Here is a 16,952-nt window from a genome sequence, read left to right as displayed (position 1 = left end):
GATCACTCCTGAGTCCGGACGAGACGGGATTGCAGACGGGCGATGGTGCTTTGCAGCTCATGGGGTTGGTGGGCAAACAAGTCCGGACGCTCGGGGATCAGGCTCAGGTAGTCGCGCTGTTCCAGGGCGCGCACGCATTCGGTCGTGGTGAGGATTTCCAGCGAGTAGACCCAGTTGGCCATGATCAGCAGAGCCGAGTAATGCCCGGCCTCGGTGGTCGTGGTGCAGGCATCGCTGACCAGGCGCACGCGATAGCCCAGGGCAAAGGCATCGAACACGCTGGTCAGGACGCAGACGTCGGTCAACACGCCGCAGATGATCAGCGTGTCGACCTCCATGGCCCTGAGTCGGGCATCGAGGTCGGTGCGGTGGAAGGCACTGTACCGGCCCTTGTCGATGACCCATTCACCGGACTGCGGCGTCAGCGACTCGATGATTTCCACTTGCCGGGTGCCGGCGCGGTAACCGCCGGGGCCACCGTCGGCGGCCAGGGGTTCGCCGTGGGGCAGGTCACTGCCGTCGGCCTGATTGATGTGGCGGGTATAGATGACAGGCATCCGCTGATGGCGGGCGGTATCGAGCAGGGCGGCGGTATGGGCGACCACCCTGTCGAGGTTCTCCAGGACGAAGCCGTCCTCCTGCTGCATGTCGATGATCAACAGCGCGTTGTTATTGTTCATTGGGCAAACCTGATCAAAGGCGAATACAAAGCACCGCACGAGACGCGGGGTGCGTGATTGGCTGTTCGGGTGGGCTCAGTGAACTATTTGCCAGAAGCCGTTCTGCTTGGCCGAAACGCTGGCGCGCAGGCGCTTGAAATGCAGGTGCGAGGCGGTCCATTCACCGCGCAGGTAAGCCCGCGCGGCGCCGGAGGGAAGGGCGAGTGATGGGAGACGATCAGTGATCATTGGAATCGACTCTTGTGGGGGCGCGCTTGCTCCCACAGGACAAATGCGTACCTGTAGGAGCGAGCTCGCTCGCGAAAAACTCTGGACAACGCGTTCATTCAGATGGTCCGCGTTATCGTTGGCGTCCATCGCGAGCAAGCTCGCTCCTACAGTTGATGTCGCGGGGCGGCGTAATCAGCGAAACGCTGGCACCACATGCTTGATGAACAGCTCCAGGGATTTTTTCTTCTGCGCGTGGGGCAGGCTGTTATCGCACCAGAAGCTGAATTCGTCGACCCCCAGTTCCTGGTAGTACTTGATGCGCGGAATGATTTCTTCCGGGGTGCCGATCATGGCGGTCTTGTGCAGGCTCTCCAGTTCGAACTCGGGGCGACCGGCGAATTTCTCTTCCGGGCTCGGCGCGAGGAAGCCGTTGACCGGGGTGGTCTTGTTGCCGAACCAGGCATCGAAGGTGCGGTAGAACTTCGAGATCGCCTTGGCCCCGACTTCCCAGCCTTGCGGATCGTCGGCGGTGTGCACGTGGGTGTGACGCAGCACCATCAGTTGCGGGCGCGGCACGTCCGGGTTGTTGTCCAGGGCGGCCTGGAATTTGTTCTTCAGGTCGAGGACTTCTTCGTCGCCTTTCATCAGCGGCGTGACCATGACGTTGCAGCCGTTGGCCACCGCGAAGTTGTGCGAGTCCGGGTCGCGGGCGGCGATCCACATCGGCGGGTTCGGTTGCTGGATCGGCTTGGGCACGCTGGTGGAGGTCGGGAATTTCCAGATGTCGCCGTCATGGGCGTAGTCGCCGTTCCACAAGGCCCGCACCACCGGAACCATTTCCCGCAACGCCTGGCCGCCGGAGGAGGCTGGCATGCCGCCGGCCATGCGGTCGAATTCGATCTGGTAGGCCCCGCGGGCCAGGCCGACTTCCATGCGGCCGTTGCTGATCACGTCGAGCAACGCGCATTCACCGGCCACCCGCAGCGGATGCCAGAACGGCGCGATGATGGTGCCGGCACCCAGGTGAATGGTGGTGGTCTTGCCCGCCAGATAAGCCAGCAACGGCATCGGGCTCGGCGAAATGGTGTACTCCATGGCGTGGTGCTCGCCGATCCACACAGTGCTGAAACCACCGGCTTCGGCCATCAGCGTCAGTTCGGTCAGGTCTTCGAACAACTGGCGGTGGCTGACGCTTTCGTCCCAACGTTCCATGTGTACGAACAGGGAAAACTTCATGACGCTTACCTCGGATCTTTTGTTGTTGGCCTGTCGACTGCGGGCCTGATGGTTATTGGTATACCATAATACATGATTTCCGCAAATGACTTATCTTCGCGGCTAACGCTAACCAGTGTGGGAGCGGGCTTGCTCGCGAAAGCGAACTTCCAGGCGGCATATGTGTTGACTGACACTCCGTCTTCGCGAGCAAGCCCGCTCCCACAGGGGGATGCGGTGATTCAGAGGGTTCAGGCCAGAACGGGCAGGGCACCCATCTTGCCGTGGCAATACACCAGTGGCCCGTTGCTCTGCTGGGGCACGATCAGGTTCTTCACCGCGCCGACCATGATGGCGTGGTCGCCGCCTTCATATTCGCGCCACAACTCGCATTCGATGACCGCCGTGGCGTTGGCCAGAATCGGGTTGCCCAACTCGCTGAGCGTCCACTCGATCCCCTGGGCCTTGTCCTTGCCTTTGCGCGCGAAGGCATAGGCTTCGCTTTGCTGGCCGCCGGACAGCACGTGGATCGCAAAGCGCTTGTTCCTGATCAGGACCGGGTAGGAGTCGGAGCTGTAGTTGGGGCAGAACAGCACCAGGGCCGGGTCCATCGACAGCGAGCTGAAGGCGCTGGCGGTCAGGCCGACGATTTGCCCATCTTCATCGAGCGTAGTGATCACGGTCACTCCGGACGGGAACGAGCCCATGACTTGTTTGTAGATGGCGGCATCGATCATTGGACGGTCCTCGGGTGGTGTGACGCGGTTTTTATGTGTTTATAGGTCTTATGGTATACCGTAATACATCGATTGCAAGGTCTTTTTGAGTGAACCGATAAACGTACTGCTTTCGTCGGAAACCCAATGATTGCTGGGCTATTGGCTAACAAATGTGGGCGTGAATCGGGCAGGATGCCGGCTCAGATGCTTGTTCAAAGACCGGATCAGTCTTGTTTAAAGTTTGGAATACCATAATATGGTCCGCATCTGAGGGGCGGCCAGAGAGTCCCCCCGGTTTGGCTTCATACAAAGATAAGAACAGACAAACTCGAGTTCATGCACATGTCCCAGATGTCCCGGCAAGATCCGTTGATCGAGAACCATACGGTCGACTACGTTCCACTCGCAGAGCGCCATGGGAAGGCCCGCGATCTTTTCACCCTGTGGTTCAGCACCAACATCGCGCCACTGCCCATCGTCACCGGCGCCATGGTGGTCCAGGTGTTCCACCTCAACCTGTTCTGGGGCCTGCTGGCGATTGCCCTCGGGCACATGGTCGGCGGTGTGGTGATTGCGCTGGCGTCGGCCCAGGGGCCGTGCATGGGCATTCCGCAAATGGTCCAGAGTCGTGGTCAGTTCGGCCGCTATGGCGCGCTGCTGATCGTGTTCTTCGCCGCGTTGATCTACATCGGCTTCTTCATCTCCAACATCGTGTTGGCTGGCAAATCGATCGTCGGCATTGCGCCGTCGGTTCCGGTGCCGGCCAGCATTCTCATCGGCGCACTCAGCGCCACGGCCATCGGGGTGATCGGTTATCGCTTCATCCACACCCTCAACCGCATCGGCACCTGGGTCATGGGCAGCGCGTTGCTCGCCGGTTTCCTCTACATCTTCGCCCATGACCTGCCGGCGGACTTCTTCACTCGCGGCGGATTCAACCTGTCGGGCTGGCTGGCCACGGTCTCGCTGGGCATCATCTGGCAGATCAGTTTCTCGCCGTATGTGTCGGACTACTCGCGCTACCTGCCGGCGGACATCGGCATCACCCGGCCGTTCTTCGCCACTTACCTGGGGGCGACCCTGGGCACGATCCTGTCGTTCACCTTCGGTGCCGTGGCAGTGCTGGCGACGCCCGAAGGCACCGAGGCGATGGCGGCGGTCAAGCAGTCCACCGGTTGGCTGGGGCCGATCCTGATGGTGCTGTTCCTGCTTAACATCATCAGCCACAACGCCCTGAATCTGTATGGCGCGGTGCTGTCGATCATCACCTCGATCCAGACCTTCGCCAGCCAGTGGACGCCGAGCATCAAGGTGCGCGTGGTGTTGTCGGGCATTATCCTGGCGGGTTGCTGCGTGGTGGCGCTGGGTGCCTCGGCGAACTTCATTTCGCAGTTCATCGGCCTGATTCTGGCGCTGTTGCTGGTGCTGGTGCCCTGGGCGTCGATCAACCTGATCGACTTCTACCTGATCAAGCGTCGCCGCTACGACATCGCCTCGATCTTCCGCGCAGACGGCGGCATCTACGGGCGTTTCAACCTGCACGCGATCATCGCCTACTTCATCGGCATCATCGTGCAGTTGCCATTCGCCAACACTTCACTGTATGTCGGGCCATACGCCAATCTGGTAGACGGCGCGGACCTGTCGTGGCTGGTGGGGCTGGTGGTGACATGCCCGTTGTATTACTGCCTCGCTACGCGCAGCCAGGCGCAGGAAAACCGTGCGGTGAAGTTCGGCTACACCGACTGAGGCAAAATCGTTCGGTGTGCGATTGAAAATGCCCGGCGCGTCACCGTCACTGTAGGAGCGAGCTTGCTCGCGATGGACGTTAACGATACCGCGTGTTTACTGACTAAACGCAGCGCTCTTGAGTCCATCGCGAGCAAGCTCGCTCCCACAATGACGGCGGCGTGTCGGGCATTTTTGTGTTCGCTGATTGCTCATCACTGCTTGAACGCATTCAGGCCGCGTTGTACCGCTGGCCTGGCTTCGACCGTGTCGAACCAGCGCGATAGCCGTGGAAGCAGCTTCCAGTCCAGCCGGTCACGGAATGCCATGGCGATGGTGAACGCCGAAATGTCGGCCATGGAAAACTGTTCGCCGGCCATGAATCCGCCGGTCAAAAAACGTTCCGAGTAGGTCAGTTGTTCGATCACCCGCAGATCGATGATCGCCGCCGCTTTGTCCTGCCCTTCCTTGTGCAGAAAAAACGCGGCATGGCTGGGGGCGATGACATCGGTCACGAAAAAGAAATAGCGATCGATCACTCGGGTGCGCACAGGTCCCGGCTGCGCCGGTGCCAGCTTTCCGGGGGCAATGGAGTCGGCGTACTGGATGATGGCGTTGGACTGGTTGATGACCAGCGGCGGTGTCGTCCCGTGATCGATCAGGGTCGGCACTTTCCCGGCCGGGTTAAGCGCCAGGAAGTCCGGCCCGCGGTGCTCCTGCGCATACAGGTCGAGCTTGCGTGCCGTGTAGGCGATGCCCGACTCTTCCAGGGCGATCGCGGCCCGCAGACTGTTGCCGGTACTGGCGCCGAACAGCTCTATCCGATCGTTCATGGGCATTGCTCCTTGAGTGCACACAGGCAGCCAGTGAACACTGCCGATGAGGTCAGTATGATGAAAATCCGCCGCACCGATATTCAACAACAGTGATCGTCCATACCCCTGCGCGACAAGCCGTATCCCTCTACGAAAACGACTTTCACCGCGTTTGATAATAGCCTGCCGGGCAATACACCTACGACTTCGCTTCGCTCCCACAGAAAAAACGATGTATGGGTTGGCCGCCGCGCTGTCGGTGAAACGCCTCGCGACGCTGATCAATGCGGACAGGTATTTTGGCCGTTTCGATCTCCTTTTGGCCTGACTCACGCTGTGAACCAGCCCCGCCCTCGGCAAGAATCACAACCAGAAGCTGACTTCCTTGCCCTTGGCTATTTTCAAGGCCGCTGCCGTGTACAGAACATAAAAACCATCGAACTCACGCCACACTTGGGGAAATGATCCATGGACTCAATGAAACGCATACTGGGCGCCACCGTTTGCGGACTGTCGCTGCTGGCCAGTGCGGTGCACGCCGAACCGCGCGAATTGCGAGTGTACAACTGGGCGGACTACATCCTGCCGTCCGTACCCAAGGATTTTGCCCGGGACACCGGGATCAAGGTGACCTGGGACACCTTCGACACCAACGAGTCCCTAGAAGCCAAGCTGCTCACCGGCAACTCGGGCTACGACCTGGTGGTGCCCTCGAACCAGTTCATCGAAACCCAGATCAAGGCCGGCGTGTTCCAGAAACTCGACAAGTCCAAACTGCCGAACTGGTCGCACCAGGACCCGGCGTTGCTCAAGCTGCTGGACAAGAACGACCCGGGTAACCAGTACGGCGTGCCCTACATGTACGGCACCGTGCTGATCGGTTTCAACCCGGCCAAGGTCAAGGCGGCGCTGGGCGAGAATGCGCCGGTGGACAGCTGGGACCTGGTGTTCAAGCCCGAGAACATGGAGAAGCTCAAGGCCTGTGGCGTTGCGATGCTCGACTCGCCATCGGAGATCCTGCCGCTGGCCCTGCATTACCTGGGGCTGGACCCGAACAGCCAGAACCCGGATGACTACGAAAAAGCCAAGGCACTGATGCTCAAGGTCCGTCCTTACGTCACCTACTTCAACTCCGCCAAGTACATGACCGACATCGCCAACGGCGATATCTGCGTAGCCATCGGTTACTCCGGCAGCTTCTATCAGTTCGGCAACCGCGCCAAAGAGGCGGGCAACGGTGTGGTCGTCGACTGGCGCCTGCCCAAAGAGGGCGCGCCGATCTGGTTCGACACCTTCGCCATCCCCAAAAGCGCCAGGAACGTCGACGAGGCCCACGAATTCCTCAACAACCTGCTGGACCCGAAAGTCATCGCGCCGATCAGCGACTTCCTCGGTTACCCGAATGCCAACAAGGACTCGCTGGCGCTGATCAACAAGGACATCACCGGCAACCCGAACCTGACACCGACCAGCGAGGCATTGAAGACGCTGTACGTCGTGCAGCCATTGCCGCAAAAGCTCGAGCGGGTGCGCACGCGGGTGTGGACCAGCATCAAGTCTGATCAGTAACACTGGGGTATTTTTGTGAGATCCCTGTAGGAGCGAGCTTGCTCGCGATGGTCGTTAACGATAACGCGTGTTTACTGGCTAAACGCGGCGCTCTTAAGTCCATCGCGAGCAAGCTCGCTCCTACAGGTCGTCCTGTGTCGAATTTATCGAAAAAACTCCCCCGGCGTTTCACCAAACTGCTGACGAAACGCCGCAATAAACGCCGACGTTGAGTCGTAGCCGCAGGCCAGTGCGACGTCGGTCACTCGCTCACCCTGTTCCAGCGGTGTCAGGGCGCCGAGCAGGCGCAAGCGCTGGCGCCAGGCGCGAAAGGTCAGGCCGGTGTCGCGCAGGAACAGGCGACTGAGGGTTTTCTCGGTGACGCCGAATTGGTCGCTCCAGTGACTGAGGGTGGTTTGTTGCTCGGGGTGCGACTCCAGGCTTTGCGCAATTTGCCGCAATCGGCTGTCCTGGGGCAGCGGCAGCATCAGGTCGATCTGGGGGGCCTCAGCCAACTGATCGAGAATCACCTGGGCCAACCGGCCGTGCGCTCCGTCCTGATCGTATTCCACCGGAACCTGACTGAAGGCACGGATCAACTCGCGCAACAGATCGCTGACCGCCAACACATGACAGCCCGGCGGCGCCCAGGTCGAGACGCTGCAATCGATGTACAGGCTGCGCATTTCCGTGCGCGGCGAACTGAACACCCGGTGCGGCATGCCCGCCGGAATCCACACCGCACGCTCCGGCGGGGCAACGAAGCGCCCGACGCCGGTCTGGATTTCGAGCACGCCCTGGATCGCATAGGACAACTGCACCCACGGGTGGCTGTGGCGCCGGGTCAGGGCGCGATTGGGCAGCGATTCGGTACGTCCGTAGAGCGGCCTGGGCAGGCTGGACAGCCCGGGAATACTGCGCCGGATACTTTTGTCATGTCCTTTGGGCGGCATCGGTGGGCTCATCGGCGTTAGTCGGTAATATCCAGTCACGTTAGAGTCGCTTTCACGTACTGGCAACCCCCGGATGATCAACCCATGACTCGCCCCCGTTTGTTACCCGACAACTTCACCCTGACCCTGATCGGCGTGGTCGCGCTCGCCAGCCTGCTGCCTGCCAGCGGCCAGGTCGCGGTCGGTTTTGGCTGGCTGACCAACATCGCCATCGCGCTGCTGTTTTTCCTGCACGGCGCCAAGCTGTCCCGCGAGTCGATCATTGCCGGTGCCGGGCACTGGCGCCTGCATTTGCTGGTGTTCAGCCTGACCTTCGTACTGTTCCCGCTGCTCGGTCTGGCGCTCAAACCGCTGCTGTCACCGCTGATCGGCAACGACCTGTACATGGGCATGCTGTACCTGTGTGCGCTGCCCGCCACAGTGCAGTCGGCGATTGCCTTTACTTCGCTGGCGCGGGGCAACATCCCGGCGGCGATCTGCAGCGCGGCGGCGTCGAGCCTGTTCGGGATTTTCCTCACACCCTTGCTGGTGACCCTGCTGCTCAATGTGCACGGTGAAGGCGCCTCGACCCTCGACGCCATCCTCAAGATCAGCGTGCAGTTGCTGCTGCCGTTCATTGCCGGGCAGATCGCGCGACGCTGGATCGGCAACTGGGTGGCGCGCAACAAGAGTTGGCTGAGGTTCGTCGATCAGGGTTCGATTTTGCTGGTGGTCTACGGCGCGTTCAGCGAGGCGGTGATCGAAGGCCTCTGGCACCAGATTCCGTTGCTGGACCTGGTTGGGCTGGTGGTGGCGTGCTGCGTGGTCCTGGCGCTGGTGTTGGTGGCCTCGACCGTACTGGGCAAGGCGTTCGGCTTCAATCAGGAAGACCGCATCACCATTCTTTTCTGCGGCTCGAAGAAAAGCCTGGCGACCGGTGTGCCGATGGCGCAGGTGTTGTTTGCCGGTAGCACCATTGGCGTGTTGATCCTGCCGTTGATGCTGTTCCACCAGATTCAACTGATGGTCTGTGCGGTGCTGGCGCAGCGTTTTGCCAATCGCCCGGAATCGATTCCGCAACTGATGGCCCAGGTCGATCCCTGAAAACCCCGGGAAACTGTAGGAGCCAGCTTGCTGGCGATGGACTCAAGCGCGCCGCGGTCATCCAGCTGACCCGCGTAATCGTTAACGACCATCGCTGGCAAGCCAGCTCCCACAGGGGGCCGTGCCCACACTAAAACTGTAGGAGCCAGCCTGCTGGCGATGGACTCAAGGACGCCGCGTTTATCCGGTTAACACGCGTAATCGTTAACGAACATCGCTGGCAAGCCAGCTCCCACAAGGGACCGCGTCCGCGACGTTTTTCACGCAATACCTGTAGGAGCCAGCTTGCTGGCGATGGACTCAAGCGCGCCGCGTTTATCCAGTTCACACGCGTTATCGTTAACGAACATCGCAGGCAAGCCAGCTCCCACAGGGGACCGTGCCCACGCTAAAACTGTGGGAGCCAGCTTGCTGGCGATGGACTCAAGGACGCCGCGTTTATCCAGATCACACGCGTTATCGTTGACGACCATCGCTGGCAAGCCAGCTCTTACATTACTGCTTGTCAGCCGCCAATGGCGGGGTGCGCGGCGGGATCATGCGTTTGCTGCCGGTGGACTCGAACGCCGATGCCAGGTGCAGCAGCGACGAGTCGTCATAGGCGCGCCCGGCAAAGGTCAGGCCGACCGGCATGCCGATGTCCGGCATCACGCCCATCGGCACGGTGACCGTTGGCACGCCGAGGTGGCGGATGGCGAGGTTGCCGTTGGCGACCCATATACCGTTGCTCCAGGCGATATCCGCCGACTGCGGATCGACATCGGCATTCGCAGGCGCTACATCGGCGACCGTCGGGAACAGCACCGCGTCGAGGCCCAGGCGATCCATCCAGTCTTCCAGATCGATCTTGCGGGTCTTCTCAAGCCCGCGCAGGCCGTCGGGCACTGTGCTGATCTGGTCCCACGGCGTGATGCCGCGCTCGGCCATGCGCACGTATTCGTCCATGCCGGCGACCAGGTCGCCCTCGCGGTTGGGCAGGGTGCCCGGGTCGTGAGGGAAGATCTGCGGGCCGTCGACATCGGCCAGGCGATTCAATTTCGGATCGCCATTGGCCTGCAGGAAGTCATCGAACGCCCAGGCGGTCAGGTCCCACAGTTCATGGTGCAGGAATTCCTTGGAGACGATGCCGCGATTGAACACGGTCGGCGCGCCAGGGCGATCGCCTTCGCAATTGGAGACCAGCGGGAAGTCCACGTCGATCACTTGCGCACCGGCGTCTTCGAGGGCCTTGCGCGCCTGTTCCCACAGACCGATCACCGAAGGACGGGTGTTGATGCGCTGGCCGGTCGGGCCACCGATGCCCGGCGCTTCGCTGGTGCCGGCTTCAGGGTCGGCGTTGATGTACATGCGCGGAATGCCGAATTTCTTGCCTTTGAGCGCTTCGCTGTTCGCCGCCAGCGCGGCATAGGATTGCGGGCGTACCTCGGACGATTTCGGAATGGGCACCCAAGGCTGCAAGCGCCACAGGTCACCGCGGGTATCCGCGTCATCGGCCACCACCACGTCGAGCACTTCGAGCAGGTCGGCCATGGTCCGGGCAAACGGCACGACCACGTCCATGGTCGGGGTCAGCGGCCAGTTGCCGCGTACCGAGATCACGCCGCGCGAAGGGGTGTAGGCGCACAAACCGTTGTTCGAGGCCGGGCCGCGACCACTCGACCAGGTTTCTTCCGCCAGACCGAAAGCGGCGAAACTGGCCGCGGTGGCCGTGCCGGCACCGTTCGACGAGCCGGAGGCGAAAGGGGCGGTGAGGTAGCCGGCGTTGTACGGGCTCTCGGCACGGCCGTAGACGCCGCGCTGCATCCCGCCGTTGGCCATCGGCGGCATGTTGGTCTTGCCCAGGCAGATCGCCCCGGCGGCACGCAGGCGTTCGATGGTGAACGCATCGCGATAGGCGATCAGGTCCTTGAAGGCCGGGCTGCCGGAAGCGGCGGTGAGGCCCTTGACCAGATAACTGTCCTTGGCGGTGTAAGGGATGCCGTCCAGCGGACCCAGCACCTGGCCCTTGGCGCGACGGGAGTCGGCGGCCTGTGCTTCGGCGAGAGCCTCGGGGTTGCGCACCACCACCGCGTTCAGTGCCGTGGGCGTCTCGGGGCCGTCATAGGCGTCGATTCGCGCGAGATAGGCCTGGACCAGTTCAACCGAGGTGGTCTGGCCGGATTCGAGCGCGGCGCGCAGCACGGCAATGGAAACTTCGGTGACTTCGATCATGCTGCCACCGCCGCTTGCAGGTGGAGGGTCCCAAACACTTCACTTTTCTCGAAATGGACTTTCATATCGTTATTCTCGTTGCACTGTGTGGCACGACAGGGTCGGGTGTTAAAAATACTGAGCACTATTTAGCATTAAACCGGGATTTTAGGAATCCGTTGTCCAATTTATCTTACAGGCGACTTCACGCCATCCCGGGAAACTGTAGGAGCCAGCTTGCTGGCGATGGGCTCAAGTGCTCCACGTTTATCCAGTTTGCGCGTCATCGTTAAAGTCCATCGCGAGCAATCGAGCGTCGACCGGCTGCTCCTACAGAAGAGCAAAAAAAGGCCACCACAACCCGACGTTGTGGTGGCCCGAGGGTGACGCATTATAGTGGCCCGCGCGCGCAGGCCAATGGATCAGTGAGCGCCGGCAGCCTTGTTCAGGTCGCTTTCGGCCCATTCGGTGTAGACGCAGGCGTCGGCAGTGGCCCAACGCACCCGCACCGGGTCACCCGTCTTGAGCGGCATGCCGGCGGCGGACAGTGCCTTGACCGTCATCGAGGTGCCGCCGGCAGTGATCACGCTGCAGGTCTGGCTTTCGCCGAGGAACAGCACTTCCACGACCTTGGCCGAGACTTCGTTCCAGCCGGCGGCCAGCGGTTCGGCGAGGGCTTGTTCATTGCTCAGGGCCAGGGCTTTTTCCGGGCGTACCATCAGCAGCACGTCCTGGTCGGTGTGCAGGCTGGCGGTGAGTCGGATCGACAGCGGTTGCCCCTCGAAGGTCGCCACCGCATTGCCCTGGGCCTTGAGCTTGAGGAAGTTGGAGTTGCCCAGGAACGAGGCGACAAAGGCGTTCGGTGGGTTCTGGTACAGGTCATAACCGCTGCCCAGGCCAACGATCTTGCCGTGGCTGAAAATCGCGATGCGCTGGGACAGGCGCATGGCTTCTTCCTGATCGTGGGTCACGTAGACGATGGTGATGCCCAGGCGCCGATGCAGCTGGCGCAGTTCATCCTGCAAGTCTTCGCGCAGTTTTTTGTCGAGTGCGCCCAGCGGTTCGTCCATCAGCAGGATGCGTGGTTCGTAAACCAGCGCCCGGGCGATGGCGACCCGTTGCTGCTGGCCACCGGACAGTTGCGAAGGACGGCGATGGGCGAATTGCTCAAGCTGCACCAGCTTGAGCATTGCATCGACCCGGCGTTCGCGTTCAGCCGTGGCCAGTTTGCGAATGGTCAGCGGGAAGGCGATGTTGTCGCGCACCGACAGGTGCGGGAACAGCGAGTAGCGCTGGAACACCATGCCGATGTCGCGCTTGTGCGGCGGCACGTTGACCAGCGACTGGCCGTCGACCAGGATCTCGCCGCTGCTCGGCGTTTCGAAGCCGGCGAGCATCGACAGCGTGGTGCTTTTGCCCGAGCCGCTGGAGCCGAGGAAGGTGAGGAATTCACCGTCCTTGATGTCCAGCGAGATGTTGTCCACGGCGGCAAAGTCGCCGTAGTGCTTGTTCAGGTTACGCAGGCTGACCAGGGGGTTGTCATTTTGCTGCGCGGAATCTTTGATCACTGCACTCATGTCGTACTCCTGGCGCTCAAGCGCTGATTTCGTTGCGCCGGCGCAGAGCGGCGGCGATCACCATGACCAATACCGAGAGGCCGATCAGCAGCGTCGAGGCGACGGCGATCACGGGCGTCAGGTCCTGGCGCAGGGTGGTCCACATTTTCACGGGAAGGGTTTGCAGGGTCGGGCTGGCCATCATCACGCTCAGCACCACTTCATCCCACGAGACGAGGAAGGCGAAGAGGGCGCCGGCCACCATGCCCGGACGGATCGCCGGGAAGGTCACCTTGAACACCGCTTGCAGGCGCGAGGCGCCGCAGATCACCGCCGCATCCTCGATCGACTGATCGAACAGCTTCAGCGAGTTGATGATCGAGATGATGGTGAACGGCAATGCCACGATCACATGGCTGACCACGAAAGCGAACATGGTCCCGGTGTAACCGAGTTTCAGGAACAGCGCGTACACCGCCACGGCGATGATCACCAGGGGCACGATCATCGGCAGGGTGAACAGGCCGTAGAGCATTTCCCGGCCAGGGAAGCGGCCGCGCACCAGGGCGAACGCGGTGGGCAGGCCCAAAGCGACGGCGAAGAACGTGGTCAGCACCGCGACCTTGAGGCTGGCCATCGCCGCGTTCATCCAGTCGGCGTTGGAGAAGAACTGGCCGTACCATTTCAGCGTCCAGCCCGGCGGCGGGAACACCAGCCATTGCGACGAACCGAACGACAGCAGCACGATGAACACGATCGGCAGCAGCAGGAACAGACCGATCAGCCCGGTGGTGGCATAGAGGCCGAAGCGCATCCGGCGGCTCATGGCATTGGGGGTCAGGAGCATGACGGCTTACCTCGCGTTGCTGGCGCCAACCGGGGATTCCGGCTGGAGCTTCAGGTAGAAGTAGAACAACACCAGCGTGATCACGATCAGCAACGCGGCGCCGGCGCTGGCCAGGCCCCAGTTGAGGAACGACTGCACCTGCTGAATGATGAACTCGGGCAGCATCATGTTCTGCGCACCGCCCAGCAGCGCCGGGGTCACGTAGTAACCGAGGGACATCACGAACACCATCAGGCCGCCGGAGAACAGCCCCGGCCGGCACAGCGGCAGGAACACCCGGAAGAAGTTGGTCCAGGGGCTGGCGCCGCAGATCGAACCGGCCTGCAGGATCATCGGGTCGATGGCCTGCATGGTCGCCTGCAACGGCAGCACGATGAACGGGATCATGATGTAGCTCATGCCGATCACCACACCGGTGAGGTTGTGCACCATCTCCAGCGGTTGATCGATGATGCCCATGGCCATCAGCGCCTTGTTGATCACCCCGGAGGCTTGCAGCAACACCAGCCAGGAATAAGTGCGGGCGAGCAGGCTGGTCCACATCGACAACAGCACGATGTTGAGGATCCAGCGCCCCCATCCACGCGGCACCAGGGTGATCGCCCAGGCCAGCGGGAAGCCCAGCAACAGGCTGAACAGCGTGACCAGGCCCGCCACCGAGAAGGTGTTGAGCAGGACCCGGGCATAGGCCGAGTTGGCGAACAGTTGCTCGTAGTTGCCCAGGCCCGGCACCGGTTCCAGCACGCCGCGCAGCAGCAGCCCAATCAGCGGCGCGAGAAAGAACAGGCCGAGAAACAGCAGGGCGGGGACCAGGTTACTGGCGCCACGCCAACGCTGTTTCAGCGACGGCGAGGCTTGCTTTGCAACGGTCTGGCCGACTGCCGAACCGGCAGCGCCGATGGCGCTCCCGGAGGCCGTGGAAGGACGAGGCGCGGTTGCCGTCATTTTCATTTGACCAGCCATTCGTTCCACCGTGTCGCAATGGCCGGACCGTTCTTGGCCCAGTATGCGAAATCAAGAGTGATCTGATCCTTTGCATAAGCGGTCGGCAGGTTCGGGGCCAGCGCCGAGTCCAGGCGCGCCACGCTGTCGACGTTGACCGGGGCGTAGGCGGTCAGGTTGGAGAAGTCGGCCTGTCCTTTGGCGCTGCTGGCGTTGGCCAGGAACTTCATCGCCGCGTCCTTGTTTTTCGAACCCTTGGGAATGACCAGGATGTCGGCCATGACCAGGTTCTGCTTCCAGCTTACGCCGACCGGGGCGCCGTCTTCCTGCAGGGCATGAATCCGGCCGTTCCAGAACTGGCCCATGCTCGCTTCACCGGAGGCCAGCAGTTGCTGCGACTGCGCGCCACCGCCCCACCAGACGATGTCTTTCTTGATGGTGTCGAGTTTCTTGAACGCACGGTCCAGGTCCAGCGGATAGAGCTTGTCCGCCGCTACACCGTCGGCCAGCAGCGCCAGTTCGAGCACGCCAGGGCTTGGCCATTTGTAGAGGGCGCGTTTGCCGGGGTAGGTCTTGGTGTCGAACAGCGCGGACCAGTCCTGAGGCTTGTTGGCGCCGAGCTTGCCTTCGTTGTAGCCGAGGACGAAGGAGAAGAAGAACGAGCCAACGCCGTGATCGCTGACGAAGCGCGGGTCGATCTTGTCGCGCTCGATGACTTTGAAATCGAGGGGTTCGAGCAAGCCTTCGGCGGCGGCGCGCAGGGCGAAGTCGGCTTCGACGTCGACCACGTCCCATTGCACGTTGCCGCTTTCGACCATGGCCTTGAGCTTGCCGTAGTCGGTCGGGCCATCCTGCACCACGGTGATGCCGCTGGCCTTGCTGAACGGATCGGCCCAGGCCTGCTTCTGCGCATCCTGGGTGCTGCCGCCCCAACTGACGAAGTTGACGCTTTCGGCCGCCAGCAATGCCTGGCTGGTCACACTCAGCAGTCCCGCAAAAAGAACCGCGGTCGCACGTTTGTTCAACACCATTTTCACGCCCTCATTGTTGTGTTTATGAGCGGGGCTTTCGAGTGCCCGCCTATCGGGAGCAGTAGGTCCGGCGAGTCAGTGCTGACTGTCCGGTCTATGGAATATCATATTATGGTATTCCAAGCTTTGTGCAAGCACTTTGCCGTACCGGCTATCAGCCAAAAGCGCTTTTTCAGTGTCGACGCATTCCCCCTGTGGGAGCGGGCTTGCTCGCGAAGAGGGAGTGTCAGTCGACATCTCTCTGTCAGACATACCGCTTTCGCGAGCAAGCCCGCTCCCACAGGGGATTGCATTCAGCCGAGGATCACTCGGTGAATGGAATGCTCTCCACCACCTCCAGGTCATACCCGGTCAAGCCCGCATATTTCAACGGCGGTCCCAGGTGGCGCAGTTTGCCGACACCCAGGTTCTGCAGGATCTGCGCGCCGGTGCCCACCTCCGAATAAATCCGCGACTGCGAACGGCTGAACTGCCGGGGCGACTGGGTCAATTGCGGCACGCGTTCCAGAAGCGCCTGGGAGGATTCGTGATTGGCCAGCACCACCACCACGCCGTGGCCTTCGGCGGCGACACGCTGCAAGGCGGCCCACAAGGTCCAGTTGGTCGGCCCGCTGTATTCGGCGCCGACCAGGTCGCGCAACGGATCGATCACATGCACGCGCACCAGCGTCGGCTCATCGCGGCGCAGATCGCCCATGACCATGGCCATGTGCACACCGCCTTCGATGCGATCCTCAAAGGTGATCAGACGGAAGGTGCCGTGCACCGTCGGCAAGTCACGTTCACCGATGCGCACGATGGTGTGTTCGGTGCTCAGGCGGTAGTGGATCAGGTCGGCGATGGTGCCGATCTTGATCCCGTGCCTGCGCGCGAACACTTCCAGGTCCGGGCGGCGGGCCATGGTGCCGTCGTCGTTCATCACTTCGACGATCACCGAGGCGGGCGTGTGGCCGGCTAGGCGGGCCAGGTCGCAACCGGCTTCGGTGTGGCCGGCGCGGGTCAGCACGCCGCCTTCCCGGGCGCGCAGCGGGAAGATGTGGCCCGGTTGCACGATGTCGGCGGGACCTGCGTTGGCGGCGACGGCGGCGGCCACGGTGCAGGCGCGATCGGCGGCGGAGATACCGGTGGTCACGCCGACGGCGGCCTCGATGGACACGGTGAACGCGGTGCTGAACACGCTGCCGTTGCTCGGCACCATTTGCTCCAGGCCCAGGCGTTTGCAGTGTTCGTCGGTCAAGGTCAGGCAGATCAGGCCGCGGGCTTCACGGGCCATGAAGCTGATTGCCTCGGGTGTGCAGCAGTCGGCGGCCAGCAACAGGTCGCCTTCGTTTTCCCGGTCTTCATCGTCGACCAGCAGGACCATTTTGCCGAGGCGGTAGTCTACGATGATTTCTTCGATGCTGTTGAAGGCCATGCTGGAGTCTCAGTGTTTGTG

General features: G+C 61.8%; 15 protein-coding genes. 3 read left to right on the top strand and 12 right to left on the bottom strand.

Features of this window, described 5'->3' with window-relative positions; genetic code table 11:
• Positions 1-2 precede the first annotated feature (2 nt).
• From AC3WN7_RS22045 to AC3WN7_RS22030, 4 genes are all read right to left on the bottom strand, one after another.
• A complete protein-coding gene (locus tag AC3WN7_RS22045; protein WP_102674885.1) occupies positions 3-680 on the bottom strand; it encodes a cysteine hydrolase family protein in 678 nt (225 codons plus the stop codon).
• 75 nt (positions 681-755) lie between these two features.
• A complete protein-coding gene (locus AC3WN7_RS22040; protein ID WP_172435765.1) occupies positions 756-908 on the bottom strand; it encodes a hypothetical protein in 153 nt (50 codons plus the stop codon).
• A gap of 174 nt (positions 909-1,082) precedes the next feature.
• Positions 1,083-2,126 (bottom strand): LLM class flavin-dependent oxidoreductase, encoded by a 1,044-nt coding sequence (locus AC3WN7_RS22035; RefSeq protein WP_102674886.1) that lies wholly within the window; start codon positions 2,124-2,126, stop codon positions 1,083-1,085.
• 230 nt (positions 2,127-2,356) lie between these two features.
• Positions 2,357-2,842: a flavin reductase family protein gene (locus AC3WN7_RS22030; RefSeq protein WP_095967705.1), complete on the bottom strand. Its 486-nt coding sequence runs from the start codon at positions 2,840-2,842 to the stop codon at positions 2,357-2,359.
• A gap of 324 nt (positions 2,843-3,166) precedes the next feature.
• On the opposite strand from AC3WN7_RS22030, the gene AC3WN7_RS22025 reads away from it, so the two are divergent.
• Positions 3,167-4,573, top strand: a complete 1,407-nt coding sequence (locus AC3WN7_RS22025) for a purine-cytosine permease family protein (protein ID WP_102674887.1) — start codon at positions 3,167-3,169, stop codon at positions 4,571-4,573.
• A gap of 194 nt (positions 4,574-4,767) precedes the next feature.
• Here the strand turns inward: AC3WN7_RS22025 and AC3WN7_RS22020 are convergent, their stop codons facing one another.
• A complete protein-coding gene (locus AC3WN7_RS22020) occupies positions 4,768-5,385 on the bottom strand; it encodes a glutathione S-transferase family protein (RefSeq protein WP_095967707.1) in 618 nt (205 codons plus the stop codon).
• A gap of 450 nt (positions 5,386-5,835) precedes the next feature.
• Here AC3WN7_RS22020 and AC3WN7_RS22015 point away from each other — a divergent pair, with 450 nt between their 5' ends.
• Positions 5,836-6,936, top strand: coding sequence for a polyamine ABC transporter substrate-binding protein (locus tag AC3WN7_RS22015; protein WP_102674888.1), 1,101 nt, complete (start codon positions 5,836-5,838; stop codon positions 6,934-6,936).
• 143 nt (positions 6,937-7,079) lie between these two features.
• Here the strand turns inward: AC3WN7_RS22015 and AC3WN7_RS22010 are convergent, their stop codons facing one another.
• On the bottom strand, positions 7,080-7,868 hold the full coding sequence (locus tag AC3WN7_RS22010) for an AraC family transcriptional regulator (protein WP_102674889.1): 789 nt from the start codon (positions 7,866-7,868) through the stop codon (positions 7,080-7,082).
• 84 nt (positions 7,869-7,952) lie between these two features.
• On the opposite strand from AC3WN7_RS22010, the gene AC3WN7_RS22005 reads away from it, so the two are divergent.
• Positions 7,953-8,951, top strand: a complete 999-nt coding sequence (locus tag AC3WN7_RS22005) for a bile acid:sodium symporter family protein (RefSeq protein ID WP_095967710.1) — start codon at positions 7,953-7,955, stop codon at positions 8,949-8,951.
• A 495-nt stretch (positions 8,952-9,446) separates the two neighbouring features.
• Here AC3WN7_RS22005 and AC3WN7_RS22000 read toward each other — a convergent pair whose 3' ends face one another.
• The 6 genes from AC3WN7_RS22000 to ribBA form a co-directional block, all read right to left on the bottom strand.
• Complete coding sequence (locus tag AC3WN7_RS22000) at positions 9,447-11,162, bottom strand: amidase (RefSeq protein WP_102674892.1); 1,716 nt, start codon at positions 11,160-11,162, stop codon at positions 9,447-9,449.
• A 401-nt stretch (positions 11,163-11,563) separates the two neighbouring features.
• Positions 11,564-12,718 carry an ABC transporter ATP-binding protein gene (locus AC3WN7_RS21995; protein WP_102674893.1) on the bottom strand — a complete coding sequence of 385 codons (1,155 nt, stop codon included), beginning with the start codon at positions 12,716-12,718 and terminating at the stop codon, positions 11,564-11,566.
• Positions 12,719-12,734: 16 nt separating this feature from the next.
• Positions 12,735-13,544, bottom strand: a complete 810-nt coding sequence (locus tag AC3WN7_RS21990) for an ABC transporter permease (protein ID WP_007976227.1) — start codon at positions 13,542-13,544, stop codon at positions 12,735-12,737.
• A 6-nt stretch (positions 13,545-13,550) separates the two neighbouring features.
• Positions 13,551-14,495, bottom strand: a complete 945-nt coding sequence (locus AC3WN7_RS21985; protein WP_173862116.1) for an ABC transporter permease — start codon at positions 14,493-14,495, stop codon at positions 13,551-13,553.
• The gene (locus tag AC3WN7_RS21980) at positions 14,492-15,517 is read right to left on the bottom strand and encodes an ABC transporter substrate-binding protein (RefSeq protein WP_095967714.1); all 1,026 of its coding nucleotides are present in this window, start codon (positions 15,515-15,517) and stop codon (positions 14,492-14,494) included. The genes AC3WN7_RS21985 and AC3WN7_RS21980 overlap by 4 nt, the downstream gene beginning before the upstream one ends.
• Positions 15,518-15,821: 304 nt before the next feature.
• Positions 15,822-16,931, bottom strand: a complete 1,110-nt coding sequence (gene ribBA, locus AC3WN7_RS21975; protein ID WP_102674895.1) for a bifunctional 3,4-dihydroxy-2-butanone-4-phosphate synthase/GTP cyclohydrolase II — start codon at positions 16,929-16,931, stop codon at positions 15,822-15,824.
• Between the last annotated feature and the right edge of the window lie 21 nt (positions 16,932-16,952).

This window comes from Pseudomonas sp. FW305-70, assembly GCF_058783925.1.
Note: the sequence above shows the minus strand (reverse complement) of the source record. Positions and strands in the feature narration are given on the sequence as shown.